The sequence below is a fragment of the Pelomonas sp. SE-A7 genome (assembly GCF_030345705.1).
GTDB lineage: Bacteria > Pseudomonadota > Gammaproteobacteria > Burkholderiales > Burkholderiaceae_C > JAUASW01.
The window spans coordinates 2141054-2162314 of sequence record NZ_JAUASW010000001.1; the positions used below are offsets into that span (position 1 = coordinate 2141054).

Genomic DNA, 21261 nt, shown 5'->3' on the forward strand with positions numbered 1-21261 from the left:
CCGGATCAGGGCCTGTCTTGAGCTACCTCTCGCTTGACCCAGTGCCAGGACACCAGGCCTATCAGCATCATGCCGGCCGAGGCGATTGACAGGGCCAGGGTCGAATGCATCACCAGCGGCACCAGCACGCCTGCCACCAGGCCATTGGCCAGGCTGGCAATGCAGGACTGCAGCGAGCTGGCCATGCCGCGCCGGTCGGGCGCCTGGTCCAGCACCAGCAGGGTCACGACCGGCACCATCAGCGCCCAGCCGAAGGCAAAGGCTCCGACCACCGGCAGGGCCCACCAGGCCTTGGCCGGCAGCAGCAGGTTCAGGGCGATGTTCAGCAGCGAGATCAGGAACATGACCACGAAACCGTGGCGTATCTGCCGGCGCTGGCGGATCTTGCCGGCCAGGCGGCCGCTGACCGCAGCGCCGGCCATGATGCCGCCGATGGAAAAGCAGAAGAACCAGAAGAACTGCGTCGGCGCCAGGCCCAGGTGCTCGCCCAGGAAGACCGGCGCCGCCAGCACGTAGAGGAACATGCCGTTGAACGGAATGCCGCTGGCCAGGCACAGCAGCAGGAAGCGCCGGTCGGTCGAGAGCCGCCAGTAGTTGCGCATCAGCTCGCCGACGTGGAAGGGCTGGCGCTGGGTCTTGTGCAGGGTCTCGGGCAGCAGCCGCCAGTTGGCAAGAACCAGGGCGGCGCCGACGGCGACCAGGAACCAGAAGATCGAATGCCAGTCGGCATGGACGAACAGGAAGCCGCCCACCATGGGCGCGATGGCCGGTGCCACGCCGAAGAACAGGGTCACCTGCGACATCACCCGCTGCGCCTCGGACGGCGGGAACATGTCGCGGATGATGGCGCGCGAGACCACGATGCCGGCGCCGGCCGACATGCCCTGCACCGTGCGCCAGAACACCAGCTGGCCGATGCTGGTCGAGACCGCGCAGCCCAGCGAGGCGATGGTGAAGGCCAGCATGCCCCACAGCACCACCGGCCGGCGGCCCCAGCTGTCGGACAGCGCGCCGTGGAACAGGTTCATCACGGCAAAGCCGAACAGATAGCTGGACAGCGTCTGCTGCATCTGCACCGGCGTGGCGTCCAGCGCCTGGGCGATGCCCGAAAAGGCCGGCAGATAGGTGTCGATCGAGAACGGCCCCACCATGCCCAGGCAGGCCAGCAGGACCGCCAGGGCCCAGCGCGGTGCGCGCCAGAGTTGGCTGGCTTCGGGATTCATCGGGGAGGGTTCAACGCAAGAAGGGGAAGGCGGGGCCAGTGTAGCGGCCGGCCTTCCCGCCCCGTGCGCTGTCCGTGCCCCGCCCGGCTCAGGCGCCCCAGGCGCCGCGGCTGCTGGTCTTGAACTGCGCGATCACCTGCTGCAAGGCCGCCGCCTGCTGGCGCAGCGCCTCGGCCGCGGCAGCGCTTTCCTCGACCAGGGCGGCGTTGCGCTGCGTGCCCTGGTCGATCGAGGCCACGGCCTGATTGACCTGGACGATGCCACTGCTCTGCTCGTCGGCCGAGGCATTGATCTCGCTCATCAGATCGGTCATGCGCTGCACCTGGCTGACGATGTCGCCCATGGTGCTGCCGGCCTCGCCGACCAGGCGGCTGCCGGCCTCGACCTTTTCCACGCTGGCCGTGATCAGGACCTTGATCTCGCGCGCGGCCTGGGCCGAACGCTGGGCCAGCGCCCGGACCTCGCCCGCCACGACGGCGAAGCCGCGGCCCTGATCGCCGGCCCGCGCCGCCTCGACCGCAGCATTGAGTGCCAGGATATTGGTCTGGAAGGCGATGCCGTCGATCACGCCGATGATGTCGGCAATGCGCCGGCTGGCCTCGCTGATCTCGCCCATGGTGCTGACCACGCGGCCCACGACCTCGCCGCCACGCCCGGCCACGGCGGCGGCCGAGCCGGCGAGCTGCGTGGCCTGGCGGGAGCTTTCGGCCGCATGCTGGACCGTGCTGGTCATCTGCTGCATCGAGGCCGCGGTCTGCTGCAGGGCGCTGGCCTGCTGCTCGGTGCGGCTGGACAGGTCCTGGTTGCCGCTGGCGATCTGCTGTGAGGCCGTGGCGATGCCGTCGGCCGAATCGCGCACCTGGCCGACCATGGTTACCAGGCTTTCATTCATCTTGCGCAGCGCCGCCTGCAGCTGGCCCAGTTCGTCCCGGCGGTCGATCTGTATGTCGGAACTGAGGTCACCGCCGGCCACGGCCTCGGCGAGATTGACTGCCTTGAGCAGCGGCCGGGTCACGGCATTGCTGAGCAGCCAGCCCATGGCGATCGCCGCCAGGATGGCCAGGGCGCAGACGCCGAACAGCGTGAGGCGGTCGCTGGAGAAGTCGGCCAGCGCCTGCTGCACCCGCTGACCGGCCTGGTCCTGTTCGTAGCGGATGTAGTCGCCCGTGGCCTTTAGCAGGGCCGCCAGCAGCGGCCGGCATTCGGCGTTCATCTTGAGCACGGCTTCGTCGCGCTTGCCGTCCAGCGCCGTGCCGACGATGGCCAGGGCCACCGGGCCATAGCGGGCCTCGACCTGCTCGATCTCAGCCAGCAGCTGGCGGTCGCGCTCGCTCACATCACGGGCCTTGGCCACCACGTCTCGTAGTCGGGCCACGGCCTCGCCCATGTCCTGATGGGCCTGGGTCACGGCCAGGCGCTCCGCCTCGCGGTCGCGCGGTTGCGAGACCAGGACCAGATTGCGTGCGGCGATGGCGCGGCGGGAGGCCGCACCGCGGATGTCAGTGGCGAGCCGCTCACGCAGACCCACGCCTTCCAGGTATTGCGAAAACCGCGCGTTGGATTTCCCCAGCGAGTTCAGCGCCAGCCCGGAGACCAGCAGCACGACGGTGGCCAAGGCGACGAAGCCCAGCATCAGCTTGGCCTTCACGCGCAGTGAATTCAGGGACAACAGCATGACAACACTCCCCCGCGCCGCGGACGGCGCGCTGCCCGAAGCGATACCGGCGCGGCCCGGGCGTCACCGCGCTGGCTTATAGGGGCCGTGCTAGCGACCCGCTGATCCGGAACCTTATTCGCTGGCGGCGCAACTGGTGTGGCATGTCAGCGCCAAATGGGCGCCAATCGCACAACCTAAGAGGGGGAGAAAGTAGAAAACAAGGAAAGAAAGAAAAGTGTGAAGCAAGCCTATAGGCCGGATTCTGTGCAGCCCCGGGGCTTGCGCCCCAGGACCGTGACCGCCATTCCTCTGGGCCGGACATCACTGCCCGGCTCGGTGCCACCTACCCGCCAGCTCTGCGAGCCGCATCAACGCTGGCCTACTTGGTGTTGCTGCGCGTAGAGATTGCCCGTTTCACCTCTGCCGGGCAGAGCCCGGCAGAGGTGCTATTCGGTTCGGGCTTTCGCCCGATGGTGCGAGGCTTTCGCCTCACCCCACGCCAGCTTGCGCTGGCGCCTCATAGACCACCCGTCGGGTGTCCGGCAGAACTCGTCTCTGTTGCTCTGATCCTCGGCTTACGCCGGGCAGCCGTTAGCTGCTACGCCGCTCTTTGCAGTCCGGACCTTCCTCCAGGGCCGTGTTTCCACGCTTGCCCCAGCGGCGGTCTGGCTTGCTTCACGGCGAACATTATCGCTGCGGGGCGATCACTACACTGGCGGGCATGTCGTCTGCCGTCGAATTACTGATTGCCCGAGCCGAAGCCTTGCTCGGCCGCCTGGAAGGCGTGTTGCCGCAAGCGCTGTCCGAGCCGGACTGGAAAGCCTCCAGCGCCTTTCGCTACCGCAAGCGCCAGGGCCGGCCGGTGCTGGAGCCGGTGCGCCACGTGGCCCGCATCCGCCTGGCCGAGCTTCGCGAGGTCGAGCCGCAGAAGCAACGGCTGCTGCGCAATACCGCCCAGTTTGTGGAGGCCAAGCCGGCCAACAACGTGCTGCTGACCGGCGCCCGCGGCACCGGCAAGAGCTCGCTGATCAAGGCGGTGCTGAACGAATTCGCCGGCCAGGGCCTGCGCCTGATCGAGGTCGACAAGGCCGACCTGGTGGACCTGCCCGACCTGGTCGACCTCGTGGCCGGCCGCCCCGAGCGCTTCATCGTGTTCTGCGACGACCTCAGCTTCGACGAGGGCGAACCCGGCTACAAGGCGCTCAAGTCCATCCTGGACGGCTCGGTGGCCGAGGCCACCGACAACCTGCTGATCTATGCCACCAGCAACCGCCGCCACCTGCTGCCCGAGCAGATGAAAGACAACCTCGGTTACCACCGGGCCGAGGATGGCGAGATCCATCCGGGCGAAGCGGTGGAGGAGAAGATCTCGCTGTCCGAGCGCTTCGGCCTGTGGATCAGCTTCTACCCATTCAGCCAGGAGGAATACCTGGCGATCGCCGGCCAGTGGCTGCGCTTCTTCGGCCTGGACGAGGCCACCATCGCCGCGGCGCGCCAGCCTGCCCTGGTTTGGGCGCTGGAACGCGGCTCGCGCTCGGGCCGGGTGGCCTATCAGTTCGCCCGCGACCTGGCCGGACGAGGAGGCCTGGACCATGTCTGAATACGGTGAACGCACACCGGTCGACGTGGCCGTGGGCGTGCTGGTCGAACGCGATGCCGAGGGCCGCGAAGGCCGCTTCCTGCTGACCTCGCGGCCCGCGGGCAAGGTCTATGCCGGCTATTGGGAATTCCCGGGCGGCAAGCTGGAGGCCGGCGAGTCAGTCGAACAGGCCCTGCGGCGCGAGCTGCATGAGGAGCTGGGCATCACGATTGGTGAAGCCCATCCCTGGAAGATCGAGCTGATGGACTATCCCCATGCCCGGGTGCGCCTGCATTTCTGCAAGGTCTACGACTGGCAGGGCGAATTCGAGATGCGCGAGCAGCAGGCCATGGCCTGGCAGGACCTGCCGGTGCAGGTGCAGCCGGTGCTGCCGGGAACCATTCCAGTGCTGCAATGGTTCGCCGCGGAGAGGAACCACAGCGGAGTCACCCATGTCGGCTGACTACACTGCCGCCATGAATTGGCTGGATCAAGTGAAATGGGACGCCGACGGCCTGGTCCCGGTGATCGCCCAGGAGAAGGACAGCGGCGATGTGCTGATGTTCGCCTGGATGAACCGCGAGGCCCTGGCTCGCACGGCCGAGCTGGGCGAGGCGGTGTACTACAGCCGCTCGCGCCGCAAGCTCTGGCACAAGGGCGAGGAGTCCGGCCACAAGCAGCAGGTGCACGAGATGCGGCTGGACTGCGACAACGACGTGGTGCTGCTGAAGATCAGCCAGCAAGGTCACGAGCCGGGCATTGCCTGCCACACCGGCCGCCACAGCTGCTTCTTCCAGCGCTATGACAATGGCGCCTGGCACGCGGTCGAACCGGTGCTCAAGGACCCGGAGAGCATCTACAAATGAGCGACAGCATCAGCAGCAAGCAAGACGAACAGCAGGTGCTGGCACGCCTGGCCGAGGCCATCGCGGCGCGCAAGGCGGCGGCCGATCCTTCATCCAGCTATGTGGCCAAGCTGTTTGACAAGGGGCTGGACGCCATCCTCAAGAAGGTCGGCGAGGAAGCCACCGAGCTGGTGATGGCCGCCAAGGACGGCGACAAGGCCAAGCTGACCTACGAGGTGGCCGACCTCTGGTTCCATTCCATCGTGGCCCTGGCGGCCTTCGACCTGAAGCCGGCCGACGTGCTGGCCGAGCTGGCCCGACGCGAAGGCCTCTCGGGCCTGCAGGAATTCGCCCAGCGCAGCAGCATCAACAAGCATTGAGATTCCCCATGTCGCACGACCCCAACTGCATCTTCTGCAAGATCGTCGCCGGTCAGATTCCCGCGAAGAAGGCCTATGAGGACCAAGACCTGCTGGCCTTCCACGACATCCACCCCTGGGCGCCGGTCCATGTGCTGATCATTCCCAAGCTGCACATTGCCACCCATGCCGAGCTGGGTCCGGAGCATGCCGCCCTGGCCGGCAAGATGATGCTGCTGGGCCCGCAGCTGATGCGCGAGCTGGGCGTCACGGGCGGCTTCCGCACGGTGATCAACACCGGCCCGGACGGCGGCCAGGAGGTCTACCACCTGCACATGCACGTGATGGGCGGACCGCGCCCGTGGTTGAAAGGGTGACCAGCCGGGAGCTGTCACAGTCGGCCACTAGAATCACGCATCCTTTTCTGGAGATACGTCTATGGGTTCCCTCAGCATCTGGCACTGGCTGATCGTGCTGGTGATCGTCGTGCTGGTCTTCGGCACCAAGAAGCTGAAAAACGTCGGCACCGACCTGGGCTCGGCGGTCAAGGGCTTCAAGGACGGCATGAAGGACGGCGCCGCTTCCAGCGATGCGCCGCCCCAGCAAGTCACGACGACCAAGGCGAACGACGCCAATACCGTCGACGTCGAAGCCAAGACCAAGGGCTAAGGCTCGCAGCACGGCTCAATGCTCGATTTCGGTTTCGACAAGCTGGCGCTGATAGGCGCGGTGGCGCTCATCGTCATCGGGCCCGAGAAGCTGCCGCGCGTGGCCCGCACCGTCGGCCACCTCCTGGGCAAGGCGCAGCGCTATGTCGCTGACGTCAAGGCCGAGGTCAATCGCTCCATCGAGCTCGAAGAGCTCAAGAAGATGAAGACCCAGATGGAGACCGCGGCGCACGAGGTCGAGCAGACCGTGCGCCAGGAGGTGGACAGCGCCAACCAGGTGTTCCAGTCCTCCTGGTCCAACCTTGAGGGCGACGGTGGCGACTACAGCGCCCTGGCCGCCCCGCCCAACTACCAGCGACCCAGCAAGAACTGGCGCCTCAAGCGCGGCGCCACGCCCCAGTGGTACAAGCAGCGCGAAGGCGTGCGCCGCCATGTGCAATCCGGGGCCGCCCGCGTGGCCCGCTTCCGCCCCCGCAAGCTCACATGACCGCCGACAAAGAAGACGAACTGGCCGGCACCGAGCAGCCCTTCGTCGCCCACCTGATCGAGCTGCGCGACCGCATCCTGAAGATGGTCTACGGCCTGGCCGCCTGCACGGCCCTGCTGGCCGTCTGGCCCGGCGCCAGCGGCCTGATCGACTTCCTGGCCCATCCGATCAAGGCCCACATGCCGGCGGACGCCAAGCTGATCGCCATCGGCGTGTTCTCGCCCTTCTTCATCCCGCTCAAGGTGCTGCTGATGGCGGCCGTGCTGCTGGCTCTGCCCTGGCTGATCTACCAGGCCTGGGCCTTCATCGCGCCGGGCCTATACAGCCACGAGAAGCGCTTCGCGCTGCCGCTGATCTTCTTCGGCAGCCTGCTGGCCTACAGCGGCATCGCCTTCGTCCAGTTCTTCGTGCTGGACCGGATGTTCGCCTTCATCCAGGCCTTCACGCCCACCTCGGTGGCGGCCACGCCGGATATCGCCAGCTATGTGGAGGCCATCCTGGGCCTGTACATCGCCTTCAGCCTGGCCTTCCAGGTGCCCATCGTCGTGGTGCTGCTGGTCAAGGTGGGCCTGGTGACGGTGGAACAGCTGGTCAATTTCCGCAGCTATTTCATCGTCGTGGCCTTCATCGTCGCGGCCATCATCACGCCGCCCGACGTGGTCTCGCAGCTGGCCCTGGCCGTGCCCATGTGCCTGCTCTACGAGCTGGGCATCCTGGCGACCAAGCTGTTCGTCAAGCCCAAGCCCAAGGCGGCCGAGGAGGCCTGAGGCCTCTCCTCTTCCTTACTCCTGGGCCTTGGGCTTGGGACGTTGCTGCACGGTCAATTCGATCTGCAGCGCCTTGTCGCCGCGTTGCAGCGAAATCTGGGCCCGCGACTTGGGCGCCAGCGCCGCCACCGCATTGAGCAGCTCGCCCGGGCTGCGCACCGGCGTGCCGGCCACCCGGGTCACTACATCACCCGGCTTGATGCCGGCCGCCGCCGCCGGCGCGTTGACCAGCACACCGCTGATCAGCACGCCCTCGCGCAGCGGCAGCTTGAAGGCCTCGATCATTTCCTCGTTCAGCTCGCGGGTCTGCACGCCTATCCAGCCGCGCGCCACCACGCCGTCGCGCACCAGCGCCTCCATCACCTGGCGCGCCGTGCTGACCGGGATGGCAAAGCCTATCCCCAGACTGCCGCCGGTACGCGAATAGATGGCCGTGTTGATGCCCACCAGGGCGCCGCCGGCATCGACCAGGGCGCCGCCCGAATTGCCCGGGTTGATCGCTGCATCGGTCTGGATGAAGTTCTCGAAGGTGTTGATGCCCAGCTCCTTGCGGCCCAGGGCGCTGACGATGCCCGAGGTCACGGTCTGGCCGACGTTGAACGGATTGCCTATGGCCAGCACGCTGTCGCCGACCGCCAGGTCCTCGACCCGGCCGAACTCGATCACCGGCAGCTCGCGCAGCGGGATGCGCAGCACGGCCAGGTCGGTTTCGGGGTCGGTGCCCACCAGCTCGGCCTTGGCATGGCGGCCGTCGCTGAGCTGGACCTCGATGTCGGAGGCGCCCTCGATCACATGGTTGTTGGTCAGCAGATAGCCCTCGGGCGAGACGATGACGGCCGAGCCCAGGCCGGTCTGCGGCGGCCGCTGGACCTCGCCGCGCAGGCCCTCATGCAGGCGCTGCCAAGGGTCCTGCCGGTCGCGCTGCGGCGCCTTGCTGGCGCTGATGCTGACCACGGCCGGCGCCGCACGCCGCGCCGCGCCACGCAGGCCGCGGGCATCGTCGCCAGCGCTTGAACGCGGCGGATTGCTGGTCAGGGTCAGGGGCCCGCTGCCACTGAGGCTCTGACGCACCGAACGCAGCTCGGGCCGGCGCAGCCATTCGGGCTTGAGCGTGGCGACCACGAACAGCAGGGCCAGCGCCACCGTCGTGGCCTGGGCGAAAATCAGCCAAAGTCTGCGCACCAGAAAAGATCCCCCGCCATGCAACGCACCGAACTCGACCAATACCTCGGCTCCCTGCTCGAGGTCGGACGCTTCAAGGATTATGGGCCGAACGGTCTGCAGGTCGAGGGCCGCACCGAGGTGCGCCGCATCGTCTGCGGCGTGACCGCCAGCCTCAGGCTGATCGATGCCGCCATCGAGGCCGGCGCTGATACCCTGCTGGTCCACCACGGCCTGTTCTGGCGCGGCCAGGACGGCCGCGTCACCGGCTGGATGAAGCAGCGCCTGCAGCATCTGCTCGCGGCCGAGATCAACCTGTTCGCCTACCACCTGCCGCTGGATGCGCATCCGGAGTTCGGCAACAACGCCCAGCTGGGAGCTCGCTTCGGCTGGCAGGCCGATGGACGCTTCGGCGACCAGGACCTCGGCTTCGTCGGCCCGCTGACCGAGCAATCGCTGGCCGACCTGCAGCAGCAACTGCAACTGGTGCTGGGCCGCGAACCCACGGTAGCGGCCGGTGACGGGCGGCCGCTGCGACGCGTCGCCTGGTGCACCGGCGGCGCGCAGGGCCATTTCGAGGCGGCCATCGCTGCGGGCGCCGATGTCTACGTGACCGGAGAGATTTCCGAGCCGCAAGCCCACCTGGCTGCCGAGACCGGCGTGGCCTTCGTGGCCGCCGGCCATCACGCCACGGAGCGCTACGGCATCAAGGCCCTGGGCGAGCATCTGGCCGCCCGTTTCGGGCTTGAGCAGCAGTTCATCGACCTGCCCAATCCCGCATGAGCCATCCCAAGCTGCTGCTGACCATGGGCGATGCCTGTGGCATCGGGCCCGAGATCATTGCCCGGCTGTGGGACAGCCAGGAAGCCCCACAGGATGTCTGTGTCGTCGGCGACCTGTCGGTGATGCGGCGCGCCGTGCGACAACTCGGCCTCTCGTTGCCGGTCGCGCGGCTCGACGCGCCTGACGAGGCCGCGCCGCCGAACTGCCTGCCGGTCTGGCAGCCACCGGGCCTGCCCGCCGACCTGTTGTCAGCAGTGCAAGGCCAGGTCGATGCCCGTGCCGGTGCTGCCGCGGCTGCCTGCATTGAAGCCGCCGTGCGCGCTGTCCAGCAGGGCCAGGGACTGGCCATCGTCACCGCCCCCATCCACAAGGAAGCCCTGCATGCCGCCGGCCTGCCCTATCCCGGCCATACCGAGATGCTGCAGGCCCTCGCCACGACCGCAGGCCAGGCGCCGCCGCCTGTGCGAATGATGCTGGCCAACGACGAACTGCGCACCGTCCTGGTCACCATTCACATGTCGCTGCGCCAGGCCATTGAGGCCATAGACGTCCCGCGGGTCCTGGAGACGATTCGCATCGCTGACCAGGCCCTGCGCAGCGCCGGTATCGCGAGCCCGCGCATCGCGGTGGCCGGCCTCAACCCGCATGCCGGCGAAGGCGGTCTGTTCGGCGACGAGGAGATCGTCCACATCGCGCCTGCGATCGCCGAGGCCCGGGCCGCCGGACTGCAGGCCAGCGGGCCGTTCGCACCGGACACCGTCTTCATGCGAGCCCGCCGCGGCGAGTTCGATGCCGTGGTCGCCATGGTCCACGACCATGGCCTGATCCCGGTGAAATACCTGGGCGTGGAGCAAGGCGTCAACGTGACGCTGGGCCTGCCCTTCGTGCGCACCAGCCCCGACCACGGCACGGCCTTCGACATTGCCGGTCGCGGCATCGCCGACGCCTCCAGCCTGCGGGCGGCCCTGCAGATGGCCCGCCGGCTGAGCCGGGCGGGCTGAGGAAGAAGGATCAGGCCTTGGCGGGAGCCAGGGCCGCCAGCTGCGCGCGGGCGCGCGCCGTGGCACGCTCCAGCAGGTAGGCGTTCTCGAAGGCCTTGAGCCGGCCGGCCTCGCACAGGCGCTTCAGCATTCGGGCCGTCATGGTCAGCGTCTGCTGGTGCTTGTGGCCGTGGGTGAAGATGAAGAAGCTGCGGCCGGCACTGATGTGGGCCAGGCGCACCTTGTGCCATTCGTCGCCGGTCAGCATGTTGTAGGCGAAGCCCAGCTGCAGATGGTCGATCAGCAGGGCGCCGCCCGAAGGATCGGGCGCCTCCTCGGCGGCGGGCAGGCCTTCGATGCTGATGTCCACCGCCTCCAGCGGCTTGTCGTCGGCACTGAGTTCGATGTCGACCTGGCCGCTCCAGTTGACCTTGGCCTCGTCAACCAGGCCGAGTTGCTTGGCCTCGTTGGCGCTCAGCCGGCTCCCGAGGTCCAGCTCTTCGGGCACCTCGACCGGCGCGGTCACGGCCGGCAGGTCTTTTTCTTCGGGCGGGGCGCAGCCGAACACCTGGTCCAGCTGCTTGGCCAGCAGGTTGTAGTCCAGCGCGCTGAGCGCCGGGACCTTCAGCGACTCGGCATGGGCCGGCAGCAGCTGGGCGAAGAAGGGCTTGCGAGCGGCCTCGGGCCACTGGATCAGGTCCAGACCCTCGTTCAGGGTGCGCATCAGCACCGGCAGCTCGGTCAGGAAGGTCTTGCGCGCCTCGCTGCCGGCCTTGGGCTGCACGCTCATCACCAGCTGCCGGCCCAGTTGCCGCACACGCAGCGCACGGTCGGGATGTGCCGCGTCGCGCGAGGCCAGCACGATGGCCTGGCTCCAGACCTGGGCCAGGAAGTCGCGCAGGAAGTCGTGCATGGGCACGGGAGCCAGCTGGCGCTGCAGCTGCTGCATGTACTGCTGCTGCAGGCGCAGGTCGGTTTCCTTGCGCTCGACCACGGCGGCCGCGTCGCTCTGGGCCTTCAGGGCCTCCGAGGTCTGCACGGCGATGAACTGCTCGAGCGCATCGAGCTTGGACTCGTAGACGTCCATGCGGTCGAAATCGCCGTTGGCCACGTCCTGCACCAGGTCGCGCACATGGCTGAGGAAGGACTTGCCGGGGTCTTCGGCGAAATCGTCGAAGGCGCAGGCCAGCGAGGCGATGCGGTTGACGAAGCGCCGCACCGGGTGCTTGCGCGAGGAGAAGAAGCTGTTGTCGCCCAGGGCCACGCGCAGCACGGGCAGCTGCAGGCGGGCGATCAGGCGCGCCATCTGCGGCGGCACCTTGGGATCGGACAGGATCTGGTCGAACAGACTGCCGACCACGTCGATGACCATGTGGTCCAGCGGCGCCGAGGCCGCCTGGCGCAGCTCGTCGCGGTGCTGGACGATCAGGTTGGCCGGCATCGCGCCACCGCCCCAATGGCCGCCGCCGCCAACGCCGCCACCACTGCCGATATCGCCGTATTCCTCGGCCCAGCCGCTGTCGCCACCGCCCAGGCCGCCATGACCGCTGGGTACCTGGGCCAGGCGGCGCAGCAGGTCCATCATCTGCACGTCCACCGTGCCGAATCCGCCGCCACCACCACCACCACCGCGTCGGCCACCGCCGCCGCCATAGCCACCCAGTCCGCCCGGCATGCTGTTGCCAAAGCCACCGCCGCCGCGCGAGCCGCCGGCGAAACCACCGCGGCCGGAAATCGGGCCACCCGGCCCGCCGTGACCGCTGTCGGCCTCGTCCAGCGCGCCATGCTCGCTCTGACCGCTGCGGGCCCCGTGCGGATCCAGCGCCGCCCTCACCCGCAGGTCCTGCGGACGCAGGCCGCGGCTGCGGAACAGCTCGGCGATGTCGGCATAGCAGGCCCGCATTTCCTGGGACAGCGCGCGGGTCAGCTCATCGGTGAGGACCTGGCGGGCGCCGGCTTCCTCGGTAATCGCATTGACGCCCTCGATCAGGGCCTGGGCCACGACCTCGGGCCGCAGCGGATTGCGCTCGCCGCCGGACAGGCTGGCAATGTAGGAATCGACCTCGCGCAGCTCCCATTCGCTCTGGTGGCCTATGGCCATGCCAATGCGGTCGGCGGCGACCAGCGACTCGACCTGCTCGTCGCCCATCAGCGACAGCTCGGTCCAGTCCTTTTTCTTGGGGGCGGCCGGGGCGCCGGCCATCTCGGGGCTGCGCTGGGCGGCGACCTGCTTGCGCAGGCTTTGATAGAAGTGCTGGCCGAAGACGACCTGCTGCTTGCGAAACAGGAACTGGGCGGCCAAGAGCTCATCGCGGCGCTTGGTCTGGCTGGCCGACAGGGCCGACAGGCCCATGCCCTCGGCCCCCCGCTCGGCCGCCTGTTCGGCAGCGGTGCGGATGCGCTGGAGGGCAGCCTCCAGGTGGGGATTCAGTCTGAGGTCGGGCTGATTCATCAGGGGTCTGGCAAGGCCATGTGGCGCACAAGCCACGTGCGCTGCGAGTATCACCTGATTCGCCGGGCCTCACAGGGAGCGCGGCCGATCCGGCAGCGCTCGCGTCGCCAAAAAGCTAACACTCGCGCGTGCCGTAACTTTCGCTTACCGCCCACCGGGGGCGGCCCCGGTGGATCAGCGCTTCAGCGAATCGCGGATCTCGCGCAGCAGCTGGATGTCTTCCGGCGTGGCCGGCGGCTCGGCCGGTGCGGGTGCCGGCGCGCTGTCGCGCTTGAGCCGGTTGATCTGCTTGACCATCATGAAAATGATGAAGGCCAGGATGATGAAGTTGAGCAGCACGGTCAAGAAGCTGCCATAGGCAAACAGCGGTACGCCGGCCTTGGTCAGGGCGTCAAAGGTCATCGGGCCCTTGAAGTCCGCCGGCGGGCTGGCCAGCATGACGAAGTAGTTACTGAAGTCCAGGCCGCCGACCACGCGGCCGACCAGGGGCATGATCAGGTGGTTGACCATGGAATCGACGATCTTGCCGAAGGCGCCGCCGATGATCACGCCGACCGCCAGGTCGACCACATTGCCCTTGACCGCGAACTCGCGGAACTCCGACATCATGCCCATGCTGCCTCCAAAGATGTGAGCTTGGGCATTGTGCATGCCGTGCCGGGGCGCGAATCGGGCCAAACCAGGAGGAAGCACCCCATCTTGCCCCGGGAGGCTTGACAGCATCCCTTAGAATCCCCGGTTGCCCCAGATCAGAAGTCTCGTTCGAGGACCCTCATGAGTGACCAGCAAGTGGACCAAGGCAAGCGCACCTGGCTCATCGCCACCGGTTGCGCCGGCGCCGTAGGTGGCGTTGCCACCGCCGTACCCTTCGTCAGTACCTTCACGCCGTCCGAGCGCGCCAAGGCCGCCGGTGCCGCCGTCGAAGTCGACATCAGCGACATCAAGCCCGGCGAGAAGAAGACCGTCGAATGGCGTGGCAAGCCGGTGTGGATCGTTCGCCGCACCCCCGAGCAGCTGAAAGCCCTGGAAGGGACCGAGTCCCAGCTGGCCGACCCCAAGTCGGAGCGCACGGCCTATCCGACGCCCGATTACGCCAAGAACGGGTCGCGCTCGATCAAGCCCGAGATCTTCGTCGCCGTGGGCATCTGCTCGCACCTGGGCTGCTCGCCCAGCGACAAGTTCGCCACCGGCCCGCAGCCCTCGCTGCCGGACGACTGGCACGGCGGCTTCCTCTGCCCCTGCCACGGTTCGACCTTCGACCTGGCCGGCCGCGTGTTCAAGAACAAGCCGGCACCCGACAACCTCGAGGTGCCTCCCCACATGTACCTGTCCGACACCAAGCTTCTCATTGGTGAAGACAAGAAGGCCTGAACAGGACAGAGGTAAAACATGGCTGAATTCAAAGAAGCTCCCGCTGGCGCGTCCATCGCCACCCAGCTGCTGACCTGGGTGGACAACCGCTTTCCGGCCAGCAAGATGTACAAGGAGCACATGTCGGAGTACTACGCTCCGAAGAACTTCAACTGGTGGTACATCTTCGGCTCGCTGGCCATGCTGGTGCTGGTGATCCAGATCGTCACCGGCATCTTCCTGGTGATGCACTACAAGCCGGACGCCGCCCTGGCGTTCGCCTCGGTCGAGTACATCATGCGCGATGTGCCCTGGGGCTGGCTGATCCGCTACATGCACTCGACGGGCGCCTCGGCGTTCTTCGTGGTCGTGTACCTGCACATGTTCCGCGGCCTGCTTTACGGCTCGTACCGCAAGCCCCGCGAGCTGGTCTGGATCTTCGGCTGCGCGATCTTCCTGTGCCTGATGGGCGAGGCCTTCATGGGCTACCTGCTGCCCTGGGGCCAGATGTCCTACTGGGGCGCCCAGGTGATCGTGAACCTGTTCGCCGCCGTGCCCTTCGTCGGCCCGGACCTGGCCCTGCTGATCCGCGGCGACTTCGTGGTGTCGGACGCCACGCTGAACCGCTTCTTTAGCTTCCACGTGATCGCGATCCCGCTGATCCTGCTGGGCCTGGTGGTTGCTCACATCATTGCGCTGCATGAAGTGGGTTCCAACAACCCGGACGGCGTCGAGATCAAGGGCCCCAAGGCTCCGAAGGACGCCAACGGCAAGCCGCTGGACGGCATCCCCTTCCACCCGTACTACACGGTGCACGACATCTACGGCGTCACCCTGTTCCTGCTGGTGTTCTGCTCGATCATCTTCTTCGCGCCTGAGCTGGGTGGCTACTTCCTGGAGTACAACAACTTCATCCCGGCCGACCCGCTGAAGACGCCTGCGCACATCGCGCCGGTCTGGTACTTCACGCCGTTCTACTCGATGCTGCGCGCCACCACCGACGTGATGGTCAACGTGCTGTCGGGCATCATCGGCGTGGGTGCCGTGCTGGCCGTGCTCAAGGGCAGCTTCGCCGGCAAGGGCAAGATCGCCGTGCTGGTGGGGGCCATCATCGGCATCGCCCTGCTCAAGACCTTCGACGCCAAGTTCTGGGGCGTGGTCGTGATGGGCGGCGCGGTCGTGATCCTGTTCTTCCTGCCCTGGCTGGACCACAGCCCGGTCAAGTCGATCCGCTACCGCCCGACCTGGCACAGCTACCTGTACGCCGTGTTCGTCGTGATCTTCCTGATCCTGGGCTACCTGGGCATCCAGCCGCCGACCGACATCGGCACCATCGTCGCGCAGATCGGCACGCTGTTCTATTTCGGCTTCTTCCTGCTGATGCCCTGGTGGAGCAAGCTCGGCACGCCCAAGGCCGTGCCGGACCGCGTGACCTTCCACGCCCACTGACAGCCGCAGCACCGGAGTTCAAAGAATGACCATTAAAAAGCTCATCGCTACGCTGCTGACCTCGCTGACCCTGGGTGCAGGCCTGGTCTCGGGCGCCCACGCCTCGGGCGGCGGCATCGATTGGGACAAGTTCCCGACCGACAAGATGGAAGACCGGGCCTCGTTGCAGAACGGCGCCAAGCTGTTCGTCAACTACTGCCTGAACTGCCATGCCGCGGCTTTCATGCGCTACAACCGGCTGCGCGACCTGGGTCTGACGGAAGTCCAGATCAAGTCCAACCTGATGTTCGCCTCGGACAAGGTCGGCGACCTGATGAAGGTCTCGCTGGACCCGAAGCAGGCCAAGGAATGGTTCGGCGCCGTGCCGCCGGACCTGACCGTGATCGCCCGCTCGCGCGCCGACGGGTCCAAGGGATCGGGTGCTGACTATCTGTACACCTACCTGCGCACCTACTACCGCGACGAAACCAAGGCCACCGGCTGGAACAACCTGGCCTTCCCCAGCGTTGCCATGCCGCATGTGCTGTGGGAACTGCAGGGCCAGCGCGCCGCCAAGTTCGCCGAGGTGGCCGACCCGCATGACCACAGCAAGACCACGCATGTGTTCAAGGGTTTCGAGCAGCTGACCCCCGGCAAGATGACCGAGCAGGAGTACAACAGCGCCGTCGGCGACCTGGTGGCCTACCTGCAGTGGATGGGTGAGCCGGCCCAGGCCCAGCGCTTCCGCCTGGGCGTGGTCGTGCTGATCTTCCTGGCCATCTTCAGCGTGCTGGCCTGGCGACTGAATGCTTCCTTCTGGAAGGACGTGAAGTAAGCCTTGGGGCTCGGGCTTCTCGGATCCTGAGCCTCGTCACGCAGTGGGACCGGCCTGCCGGCCATCCACTGCGTTTGTTTTTTGTTGATCGACTGATCGGGAGTCCACCGCCATGATGGTGCTTTACTCAGGAACCACCTGCCCCTACTCGCACCGCTGCCGCTTCGTGCTGTTCGAAAAGGGCATGGACTTTGAAATCCGCGACGTGGACTTGTTCGCCAAGCCCGAAGACATCGCGCTGATGAACCCGTACAACGAAGTGCCGATCCTGGTCGAGCGCGACCTGATCCTGTACGAGTCGCACATCATCAACGAGTACATCGATGAGCGCTTCCCGCATCCGCAGCTGATGCCCGGCGACCCGGTGGCCCGCGCCCGCGTGCGCCTGTTCCTGCTCAATTTCGAGAAGGAGCTGTTCGCTCACGTGAACGTGCTGGAAGGCCGTGGCACGACGGTGAAGGCAACGGACAAGCAACTGGAAAAGGCCCGTTCGCAGATCCGCGACCGCTTGACCCAGCTGGCGCCGATCTTCCTGAAGAACAAGTACATGCTGGGCGACGACTTCTCGATGCTCGACGTGGCCATCGCCCCGCTGCTGTGGCGCCTGGACTACTACGGCATCGACATGTCCAAGAACGCCCTGCCACTCTTGAAGTACGCCGAGCGCATCTTCTCGCGTCCCGCCTACATCGAGGCACTGACCCCGTCCGAAAAGGTGATGCGCAAGTAAGCGCCTGCCGAGCCACATGGAATCCAGCAGCGACCAAGGCCCAAGCAGCTCGACAAGGCCCTACCTGATACGGGCCTTGCACGACTGGTGCACCGACAACGGCTTCACGCCCTATATCGCGGTCCATGTGGATCGGATGGTCCAGGTGCCGATGGAGTACGTGAGCAACAACGAGATCGTGCTCAACGTCGGCTTCGAGGCCACCTCCGGCCTCGAACTCGGCAACGACTTCATCCAGTTCAAGGCCCGCTTCGGCGGCGTGGCGCGCGAGATCCTCGTGCCGGTCGACCATGTGGTCGCCATCTACGCCCGCGAGAACGGCCAGGGCATGGCCTTCCCGGCGCCGACGGTGGAAACAACGGCCACCTCCTCGCCCGAGGCGGTGGCTCCGACGCCCGCCGGCGGCCGTGGCGTGACGCCGCTGCGCGGCCTGCGCCTGGCCTCCACGCCCGAGCCCGAGGCCGCCGAGCCCAAGGTGGAAGCACCCGCCGACGACGGCGGTGACGAGCCCAACGGCCCGGCCGGAGGCGGTCGTCCTTCACTCAAGCGCATCAAGTAAGACATCGCATTGAGGGCGCAGCGCTGCGCCTACAATGCGCTCCCGTTCAGGGAACGCCGGCTTAGCTCAGTTGGTAGAGCAACCGCCTTGTAAGCGGTAGGTCATCAGTTCGAATCCGATAGCCGGCACCAGATTGCATCAGGCCTGCAGAACCTTCACGCGAACCGCGTAAGGCTGCAGGCCTTGTTCTTTCAGCAGCTCTTCCAGTCGGGGCTGCAGGTGGCGCAGCTTGGCGGCCACGGCGGCATTGGCGGCCAGCAGGGTCCAGCCCTCCTCGTCCACCGGACCGGCCTTCACATGGCGCGACAGCGCCCCCGGCAAGGCCGGCTTGACGATCTCCATGCGTCGCTGCGACTGCTGCAGCAGGAATCCCAGCCGGGCCAGGCCGCTGTGCTGCTCGAGCACGCGGGCTAGCGGCAGCGGGTCGGGCACCTGGGGATTGAATCGTTGCGTCGCCATCAGGCCGTCAGTGTAGGTCGGGCGACCAAGGCCGGGTCCGGGCCGGTGCTAAACTCCCCGGGTTTTTGACGAGTCGCGCCCGCCACGGGCGCGACTTGCTTTTGCGCTTGTTTTGGCCTCGGCCGCCCCCATGTCGGGCAGCTGTCGCCCCTCCGGGGTCTCCCCGTCCGAACCCGATACGCCGCATGTTGCCCAAGCTTCTCACCTCCCTCTTCGGTAGCCGCAACGAGCGCCTGCTCAAGCAGTACCGTCGCGTCGTGGCCCAGATCAATGCGCTGGAGCCGCAGTTCGAGCAGCTCGACGATGCCGCGCTGAAGGCCAAGACCGAGGAATTCAAGCAGCGCCTGGCTGCCGGCGAGACGGTCGACCAGATCCTGCCCGAGGCCTTTGCCGTCTGCCGCGAAGGCAGCAAGCGTTCGCTGAAGATGCGCCACTTCGACGTGCAGCTGATCGGCGGCATGGTGCTGAACAACGGCAAGGTCGCCGAAATGCGCACCGGCGAAGGCAAGACGCTGATGGCCACGCTGCCGGTCTACCTGAACGCCCTGACCGGCAAGGGCGTCCACGTGGTGACGGTCAACGACTACCTGGCCCGCCGCGACGCCGAGTGGATGGCCAAGCTGTACAACTTCCTCGGGCTGACGGTGGGCATCAACCTGCCGCAGATGCCGCGCGAGGAGAAGCAGGCCGCCTACGCCGCCGACGTCACCTACGGCACCAACAACGAGTACGGCTTCGACTACCTGCGCGACAACATGGTCTACGAGACCGCCGACCGCGTGCAACGAGGCCTGGCCTACGCCATCGTCGACGAGGTGGACTCGATCCTGATCGACGAGGCTCGCACGCCGCTGATCATCTCCGGCCAGGCCGAAGACCAGACCGACGTCTACCTGGCGATCAACAAGGTCGCCCCGCTGCTGAAGAAGCAGATCGGCGAGCTGGACCTGCGCACCGGCGAAGGCGTCGAGGTGCCGGGCGACTTCACGGTGGACGAGAAGTCGCACCAGATCTACCTGACCGAAGACGGCCACGAGAACGCCGAGAAGCTGCTGTCCCAGCACGGCCTGCTGGCCGATGGCGCCTCGCTCTACGACTCCGCCAACATCACGCTGATGCATCACCTGTATGCCTCGCTGCGTGCCCACCACGTGTTCCACAAGGACCAGCATTACGTGGTGCAGAACGACGAGGTGGTGATCGTCGACGAATTCACCGGCCGCCTGATGACCGGCCGCCGCTGGAGCGATGGCCTGCATCAGGCCGTCGAGGCCAAGGAAGGCGTCAAGATCCAGAGCGAGAACCAGACCCTGGCCTCGATCACCTTCCAGAACTACTTCCGCATGTACGGCAAGCTGTCGGGCATGACCGGCACGGCCGACACCGAGGCCTACGAGTTCCAGGAGATCTACGGCCTCGAGACCGTGGTGATCCCGCCGAACCGCCCGACCATCCGCAAGGACGAGCTGGACCTGGTCTACAAGAACGCCAAGGAAAAGTTCGACGCCGTCATCGCCGACATCCGCGACTGCCACGAGCGCGGTCAGCCGGTGCTGGTGGGCACGACCTCGATCGAGAACTCCGAGCTGATCTCGCACTTGCTGACCCAGGCCAAGCTGCCGCACCAGGTGCTGAACGCCAAGCAGCATGCCAAGGAAGCCGAGATCGTGGCCCAGGCCGGCCGCCCGGGCGTGATCACCATCGCCACCAACATGGCCGGGCGCGGCACCGACATCGTGCTGGGCGGCAATGTCGAGAAGCAGGTGCAGTTCATCGAGGCCGACGAGGCCATCCCCGAGGCCGACAAGGCCGCGCGCATCCAGCAGCTCAAGGACGAGTGGCAGGGCCTGCACGAGAAGGTCAAGGCCGAGGGCGGCCTGCGCATCATCGCCACCGAGCGCCATGAAAGCCGCCGCATCGACAACCAGCTGCGCGGCCGTTCGGGCCGCCAGGGCGACCCGGGCTCCTCGCGCTTCTACCTGTCGCTGGACGATCCGCTGATGCGCATCTTCGCCGGCGACCGGGTGCGCGCCATCATGGACCGTCTGAAGATGCCCGAGGGCGAGGCCATCGAGGCCGGTATCGTCACCCGCTCGATCGAAAGCGCCCAGCGCAAGGTCGAGGGCCGCAACTTCGACATCCGCAAGCAGCTGCTCGAGTACGACGACGTGTCGAACGACCAGCGCAAGGTGATCTACCAGCAGCGCAACGACATCCTCGAAGCCGAATCGATGCTGGCGCCGATCGCCAACCTGCGTGCCAGCACCATGGAAAACGTCGTCCGGACCTTCGTGCCGGCCGAGAGCCTGGAAGAGCAGTGGGACCTGCCCCAGCTGGAGCGCGTGCTGCACGACGAATGGCAGCTGGACGTGGGCCTGCGTGCCGCCGTCGAGAAGAGCGATTCCATCACCGACGACGAGATCCTCGAGCTGGCGGTCAAGGCGGCCGACGAGGCCTTCCAGGTCAAGCTGGACATGGTCGGCGCCGAACAGTTCACGCCCTTCATGCGCATGGTGCTGCTGCAGAGCATCGACCACCACTGGCGCGAGCACCTGGCTTCGCTGGACTACCTGCGCCAGGGCATCCACCTGCGTGGCTACGCCCAGAAGAACCCCAAGCAGGAATACAAGCGCGAGGCCTTCGAGCTGTTCTCGCAGCTGCTGGACCAGGTGAAGATGGAAGTCACGCGCACGCTGATGAACGTGCGCATCCAGAGCCAGGACGAAGCCGCCCAGGCCGCCGCCGCCATCGAGCAGCAGGCCGAGAACGTCAGCAACGTGACCTACACGCACCCGAACGAGGATGGCTCGGTCTCCGAAGACAAGGAGATGGACGCCAGCCAGTTCATCGGCGTGGGCCGCAACGACCCCTGCCCTTGCGGCAGCGGCAAGAAGTTCAAGGCCTGCCACGGCAAGCTGGCCTGACCGGCCGCCGGCATT

General features: G+C 66.8%; 22 protein-coding genes, 1 tRNA gene and 1 other RNA gene. 17 read left to right on the forward strand and 7 right to left on the reverse strand.

Annotated elements, in window-relative coordinates:
• Positions 1–5: 5 nt before the first annotated feature.
• The 3 genes from QT382_RS09595 to rnpB form a co-directional block, all read right to left on the reverse strand.
• Complete coding sequence (locus QT382_RS09595; protein WP_289253809.1) at positions 6–1223, reverse strand: multidrug effflux MFS transporter; 1218 nt, start codon at positions 1221–1223, stop codon at positions 6–8.
• Between the two features lie 88 nt (positions 1224–1311).
• Positions 1312–2898, reverse strand: coding sequence for a methyl-accepting chemotaxis protein (locus QT382_RS09600; RefSeq protein WP_289253810.1), 1587 nt, complete (start codon positions 2896–2898; stop codon positions 1312–1314).
• Between the two features lie 217 nt (positions 2899–3115).
• Positions 3116–3557, reverse strand: an RNA gene (gene rnpB / locus QT382_RS09605) — RNase P RNA component class A.
• A gap of 44 nt (positions 3558–3601) precedes the next feature.
• On the opposite strand from rnpB, the gene QT382_RS09610 reads away from it, so the two are divergent.
• The 8 genes from QT382_RS09610 to tatC all read left to right on the forward strand — a co-directional run bounded on the left by QT382_RS09610 (position 3602) and on the right by tatC (position 7585).
• Positions 3602–4480, forward strand: coding sequence for an ATP-binding protein (locus QT382_RS09610; protein WP_289253811.1), 879 nt, complete (start codon positions 3602–3604; stop codon positions 4478–4480).
• Entirely contained in the window at positions 4473–4922 is a 450-nt protein-coding gene (locus QT382_RS09615; RefSeq protein ID WP_289253812.1) for an NUDIX domain-containing protein, read from the forward strand. Before QT382_RS09610 ends, QT382_RS09615 begins: the two co-directional genes overlap by 8 nt.
• A 13-nt stretch (positions 4923–4935) precedes the next feature.
• The gene (gene hisI, locus QT382_RS09620) at positions 4936–5325 is read left to right on the forward strand and encodes a phosphoribosyl-AMP cyclohydrolase (RefSeq protein ID WP_289253813.1); all 390 of its coding nucleotides are present in this window, start codon (positions 4936–4938) and stop codon (positions 5323–5325) included.
• Entirely contained in the window at positions 5322–5684 is a 363-nt protein-coding gene (locus QT382_RS09625) for a phosphoribosyl-ATP diphosphatase (RefSeq protein WP_289253814.1), read from the forward strand. Before hisI ends, QT382_RS09625 begins: the two co-directional genes overlap by 4 nt.
• 8 nt (positions 5685–5692) lie before the next feature.
• Positions 5693–6040 carry a histidine triad nucleotide-binding protein gene (locus tag QT382_RS09630; protein ID WP_289253815.1) on the forward strand — a complete coding sequence of 116 codons (348 nt, stop codon included), beginning with the start codon at positions 5693–5695 and terminating at the stop codon, positions 6038–6040.
• Positions 6041–6101: 61 nt separating this feature from the next.
• On the forward strand, positions 6102–6332 hold the full coding sequence (tatA, locus tag QT382_RS09635) for a Sec-independent protein translocase subunit TatA (RefSeq protein WP_289253816.1): 231 nt from the start codon (positions 6102–6104) through the stop codon (positions 6330–6332).
• Between the two features lie 18 nt (positions 6333–6350).
• Positions 6351–6818, forward strand: a complete 468-nt coding sequence (gene tatB, locus QT382_RS09640) for a Sec-independent protein translocase protein TatB (RefSeq protein WP_289253817.1) — start codon at positions 6351–6353, stop codon at positions 6816–6818.
• Entirely contained in the window at positions 6815–7585 is a 771-nt protein-coding gene (gene tatC, locus QT382_RS09645; RefSeq protein WP_289253818.1) for a twin-arginine translocase subunit TatC, read from the forward strand. The genes tatB and tatC overlap by 4 nt, the downstream gene beginning before the upstream one ends.
• Positions 7586–7600: 15 nt before the next feature.
• On the opposite strand, the gene QT382_RS09650 is transcribed toward tatC, so the two are convergent.
• Entirely contained in the window at positions 7601–8767 is a 1167-nt protein-coding gene (locus tag QT382_RS09650) for a S1C family serine protease (RefSeq protein ID WP_289253819.1), read from the reverse strand.
• Between the two features lie 18 nt (positions 8768–8785).
• On the opposite strand from QT382_RS09650, the gene QT382_RS09655 reads away from it, so the two are divergent.
• Entirely contained in the window at positions 8786–9529 is a 744-nt protein-coding gene (locus QT382_RS09655; RefSeq protein ID WP_289253820.1) for a Nif3-like dinuclear metal center hexameric protein, read from the forward strand.
• Positions 9526–10530 (forward strand): 4-hydroxythreonine-4-phosphate dehydrogenase PdxA, encoded by a 1005-nt coding sequence (gene pdxA, locus QT382_RS09660; protein ID WP_289253821.1) that lies wholly within the window; start codon positions 9526–9528, stop codon positions 10528–10530. The genes QT382_RS09655 and pdxA overlap by 4 nt, the downstream gene beginning before the upstream one ends.
• Before the next feature lie 10 nt (positions 10531–10540).
• On the opposite strand, the gene QT382_RS09665 is transcribed toward pdxA, so the two are convergent.
• Positions 10541–12961, reverse strand: coding sequence for a DUF1631 family protein (locus QT382_RS09665; protein ID WP_289253822.1), 2421 nt, complete (start codon positions 12959–12961; stop codon positions 10541–10543).
• A gap of 174 nt (positions 12962–13135) precedes the next feature.
• Positions 13136–13576, reverse strand: coding sequence for a large conductance mechanosensitive channel protein MscL (gene mscL, locus QT382_RS09670; RefSeq protein WP_289253823.1), 441 nt, complete (start codon positions 13574–13576; stop codon positions 13136–13138).
• 159 nt (positions 13577–13735) lie between these two features.
• Between mscL and petA the strand changes: the two genes are divergently transcribed.
• From petA to QT382_RS09700, 6 genes are all read left to right on the forward strand, one after another.
• Positions 13736–14332 (forward strand): ubiquinol-cytochrome c reductase iron-sulfur subunit, encoded by a 597-nt coding sequence (petA, locus tag QT382_RS09675; protein ID WP_289253824.1) that lies wholly within the window; start codon positions 13736–13738, stop codon positions 14330–14332.
• An 18-nt stretch (positions 14333–14350) separates the two neighbouring features.
• Positions 14351–15760, forward strand: a complete 1410-nt coding sequence (locus QT382_RS09680; RefSeq protein WP_289253825.1) for a cytochrome b — start codon at positions 14351–14353, stop codon at positions 15758–15760.
• A gap of 31 nt (positions 15761–15791) precedes the next feature.
• Positions 15792–16574 carry a cytochrome c1 gene (locus QT382_RS09685; RefSeq protein ID WP_289254720.1) on the forward strand — a complete coding sequence of 261 codons (783 nt, stop codon included), beginning with the start codon at positions 15792–15794 and terminating at the stop codon, positions 16572–16574.
• 112 nt (positions 16575–16686) lie between these two features.
• Positions 16687–17304, forward strand: coding sequence for a glutathione S-transferase N-terminal domain-containing protein (locus tag QT382_RS09690; protein WP_282828862.1), 618 nt, complete (start codon positions 16687–16689; stop codon positions 17302–17304).
• Positions 17305–17320: 16 nt separating this feature from the next.
• Entirely contained in the window at positions 17321–17863 is a 543-nt protein-coding gene (locus QT382_RS09695; RefSeq protein ID WP_289253826.1) for a ClpXP protease specificity-enhancing factor, read from the forward strand.
• Positions 17864–17918: 55 nt separating this feature from the next.
• Positions 17919–17994: transfer RNA gene (locus QT382_RS09700), tRNA-Thr, on the forward strand.
• Between the two features lie 7 nt (positions 17995–18001).
• Here QT382_RS09700 and QT382_RS09705 read toward each other — a convergent pair.
• Positions 18002–18322 carry a hypothetical protein gene (locus QT382_RS09705; protein WP_289253827.1) on the reverse strand — a complete coding sequence of 107 codons (321 nt, stop codon included), beginning with the start codon at positions 18320–18322 and terminating at the stop codon, positions 18002–18004.
• Positions 18323–18507: 185 nt separating this feature from the next.
• Here QT382_RS09705 and secA point away from each other — a divergent pair, with 185 nt between their 5' ends.
• Positions 18508–21246, forward strand: coding sequence for a preprotein translocase subunit SecA (secA, locus tag QT382_RS09710; protein ID WP_289253828.1), 2739 nt, complete (start codon positions 18508–18510; stop codon positions 21244–21246).
• Positions 21247–21261 lie beyond the last annotated feature (15 nt).

Bases quoted from the DNA above. Each gene is read 5' to 3' on its own strand.
- pdxA (WP_289253821.1), top strand. From the start codon at position 9,526: ATGAGCCATCCCAAGCTGCTGCTGACCATGGGCGATGCCTGTGGCATC.
- QT382_RS09665 (WP_289253822.1), bottom strand. From the start codon at position 12,961: ATGAATCAGCCCGACCTCAGACTGAATCCCCACCTGGAGGCTGCCCTC.
- QT382_RS09655 (WP_289253820.1), top strand. From the start codon at position 8,786: ATGCAACGCACCGAACTCGACCAATACCTCGGCTCCCTGCTCGAGGTC.
- QT382_RS09600 (WP_289253810.1), bottom strand. From the start codon at position 2,898: ATGCTGTTGTCCCTGAATTCACTGCGCGTGAAGGCCAAGCTGATGCTG.
- tatC (WP_289253818.1), top strand. From the start codon at position 6,815: ATGACCGCCGACAAAGAAGACGAACTGGCCGGCACCGAGCAGCCCTTC.
- QT382_RS09680 (WP_289253825.1), top strand. From the start codon at position 14,351: ATGGCTGAATTCAAAGAAGCTCCCGCTGGCGCGTCCATCGCCACCCAG.
- QT382_RS09615 (WP_289253812.1), top strand. From the start codon at position 4,473: ATGTCTGAATACGGTGAACGCACACCGGTCGACGTGGCCGTGGGCGTG.
- QT382_RS09630 (WP_289253815.1), top strand. From the start codon at position 5,693: ATGTCGCACGACCCCAACTGCATCTTCTGCAAGATCGTCGCCGGTCAG.
- secA (WP_289253828.1), top strand. From the start codon at position 18,508: ATGTTGCCCAAGCTTCTCACCTCCCTCTTCGGTAGCCGCAACGAGCGC.
- hisI (WP_289253813.1), top strand. From the start codon at position 4,936: ATGAATTGGCTGGATCAAGTGAAATGGGACGCCGACGGCCTGGTCCCG.
- QT382_RS09595 (WP_289253809.1), bottom strand. From the start codon at position 1,223: ATGAATCCCGAAGCCAGCCAACTCTGGCGCGCACCGCGCTGGGCCCTG.
- tatA (WP_289253816.1), top strand. From the start codon at position 6,102: ATGGGTTCCCTCAGCATCTGGCACTGGCTGATCGTGCTGGTGATCGTC.
- QT382_RS09705 (WP_289253827.1), bottom strand. From the start codon at position 18,322: ATGGCGACGCAACGATTCAATCCCCAGGTGCCCGACCCGCTGCCGCTA.
- QT382_RS09690 (WP_282828862.1), top strand. From the start codon at position 16,687: ATGATGGTGCTTTACTCAGGAACCACCTGCCCCTACTCGCACCGCTGC.
- tatB (WP_289253817.1), top strand. From the start codon at position 6,351: ATGCTCGATTTCGGTTTCGACAAGCTGGCGCTGATAGGCGCGGTGGCG.
- QT382_RS09695 (WP_289253826.1), top strand. From the start codon at position 17,321: ATGGAATCCAGCAGCGACCAAGGCCCAAGCAGCTCGACAAGGCCCTAC.
- mscL (WP_289253823.1), bottom strand. From the start codon at position 13,576: ATGGGCATGATGTCGGAGTTCCGCGAGTTCGCGGTCAAGGGCAATGTG.
- petA (WP_289253824.1), top strand. From the start codon at position 13,736: ATGAGTGACCAGCAAGTGGACCAAGGCAAGCGCACCTGGCTCATCGCC.
- QT382_RS09625 (WP_289253814.1), top strand. From the start codon at position 5,322: ATGAGCGACAGCATCAGCAGCAAGCAAGACGAACAGCAGGTGCTGGCA.
- QT382_RS09610 (WP_289253811.1), top strand. From the start codon at position 3,602: ATGTCGTCTGCCGTCGAATTACTGATTGCCCGAGCCGAAGCCTTGCTC.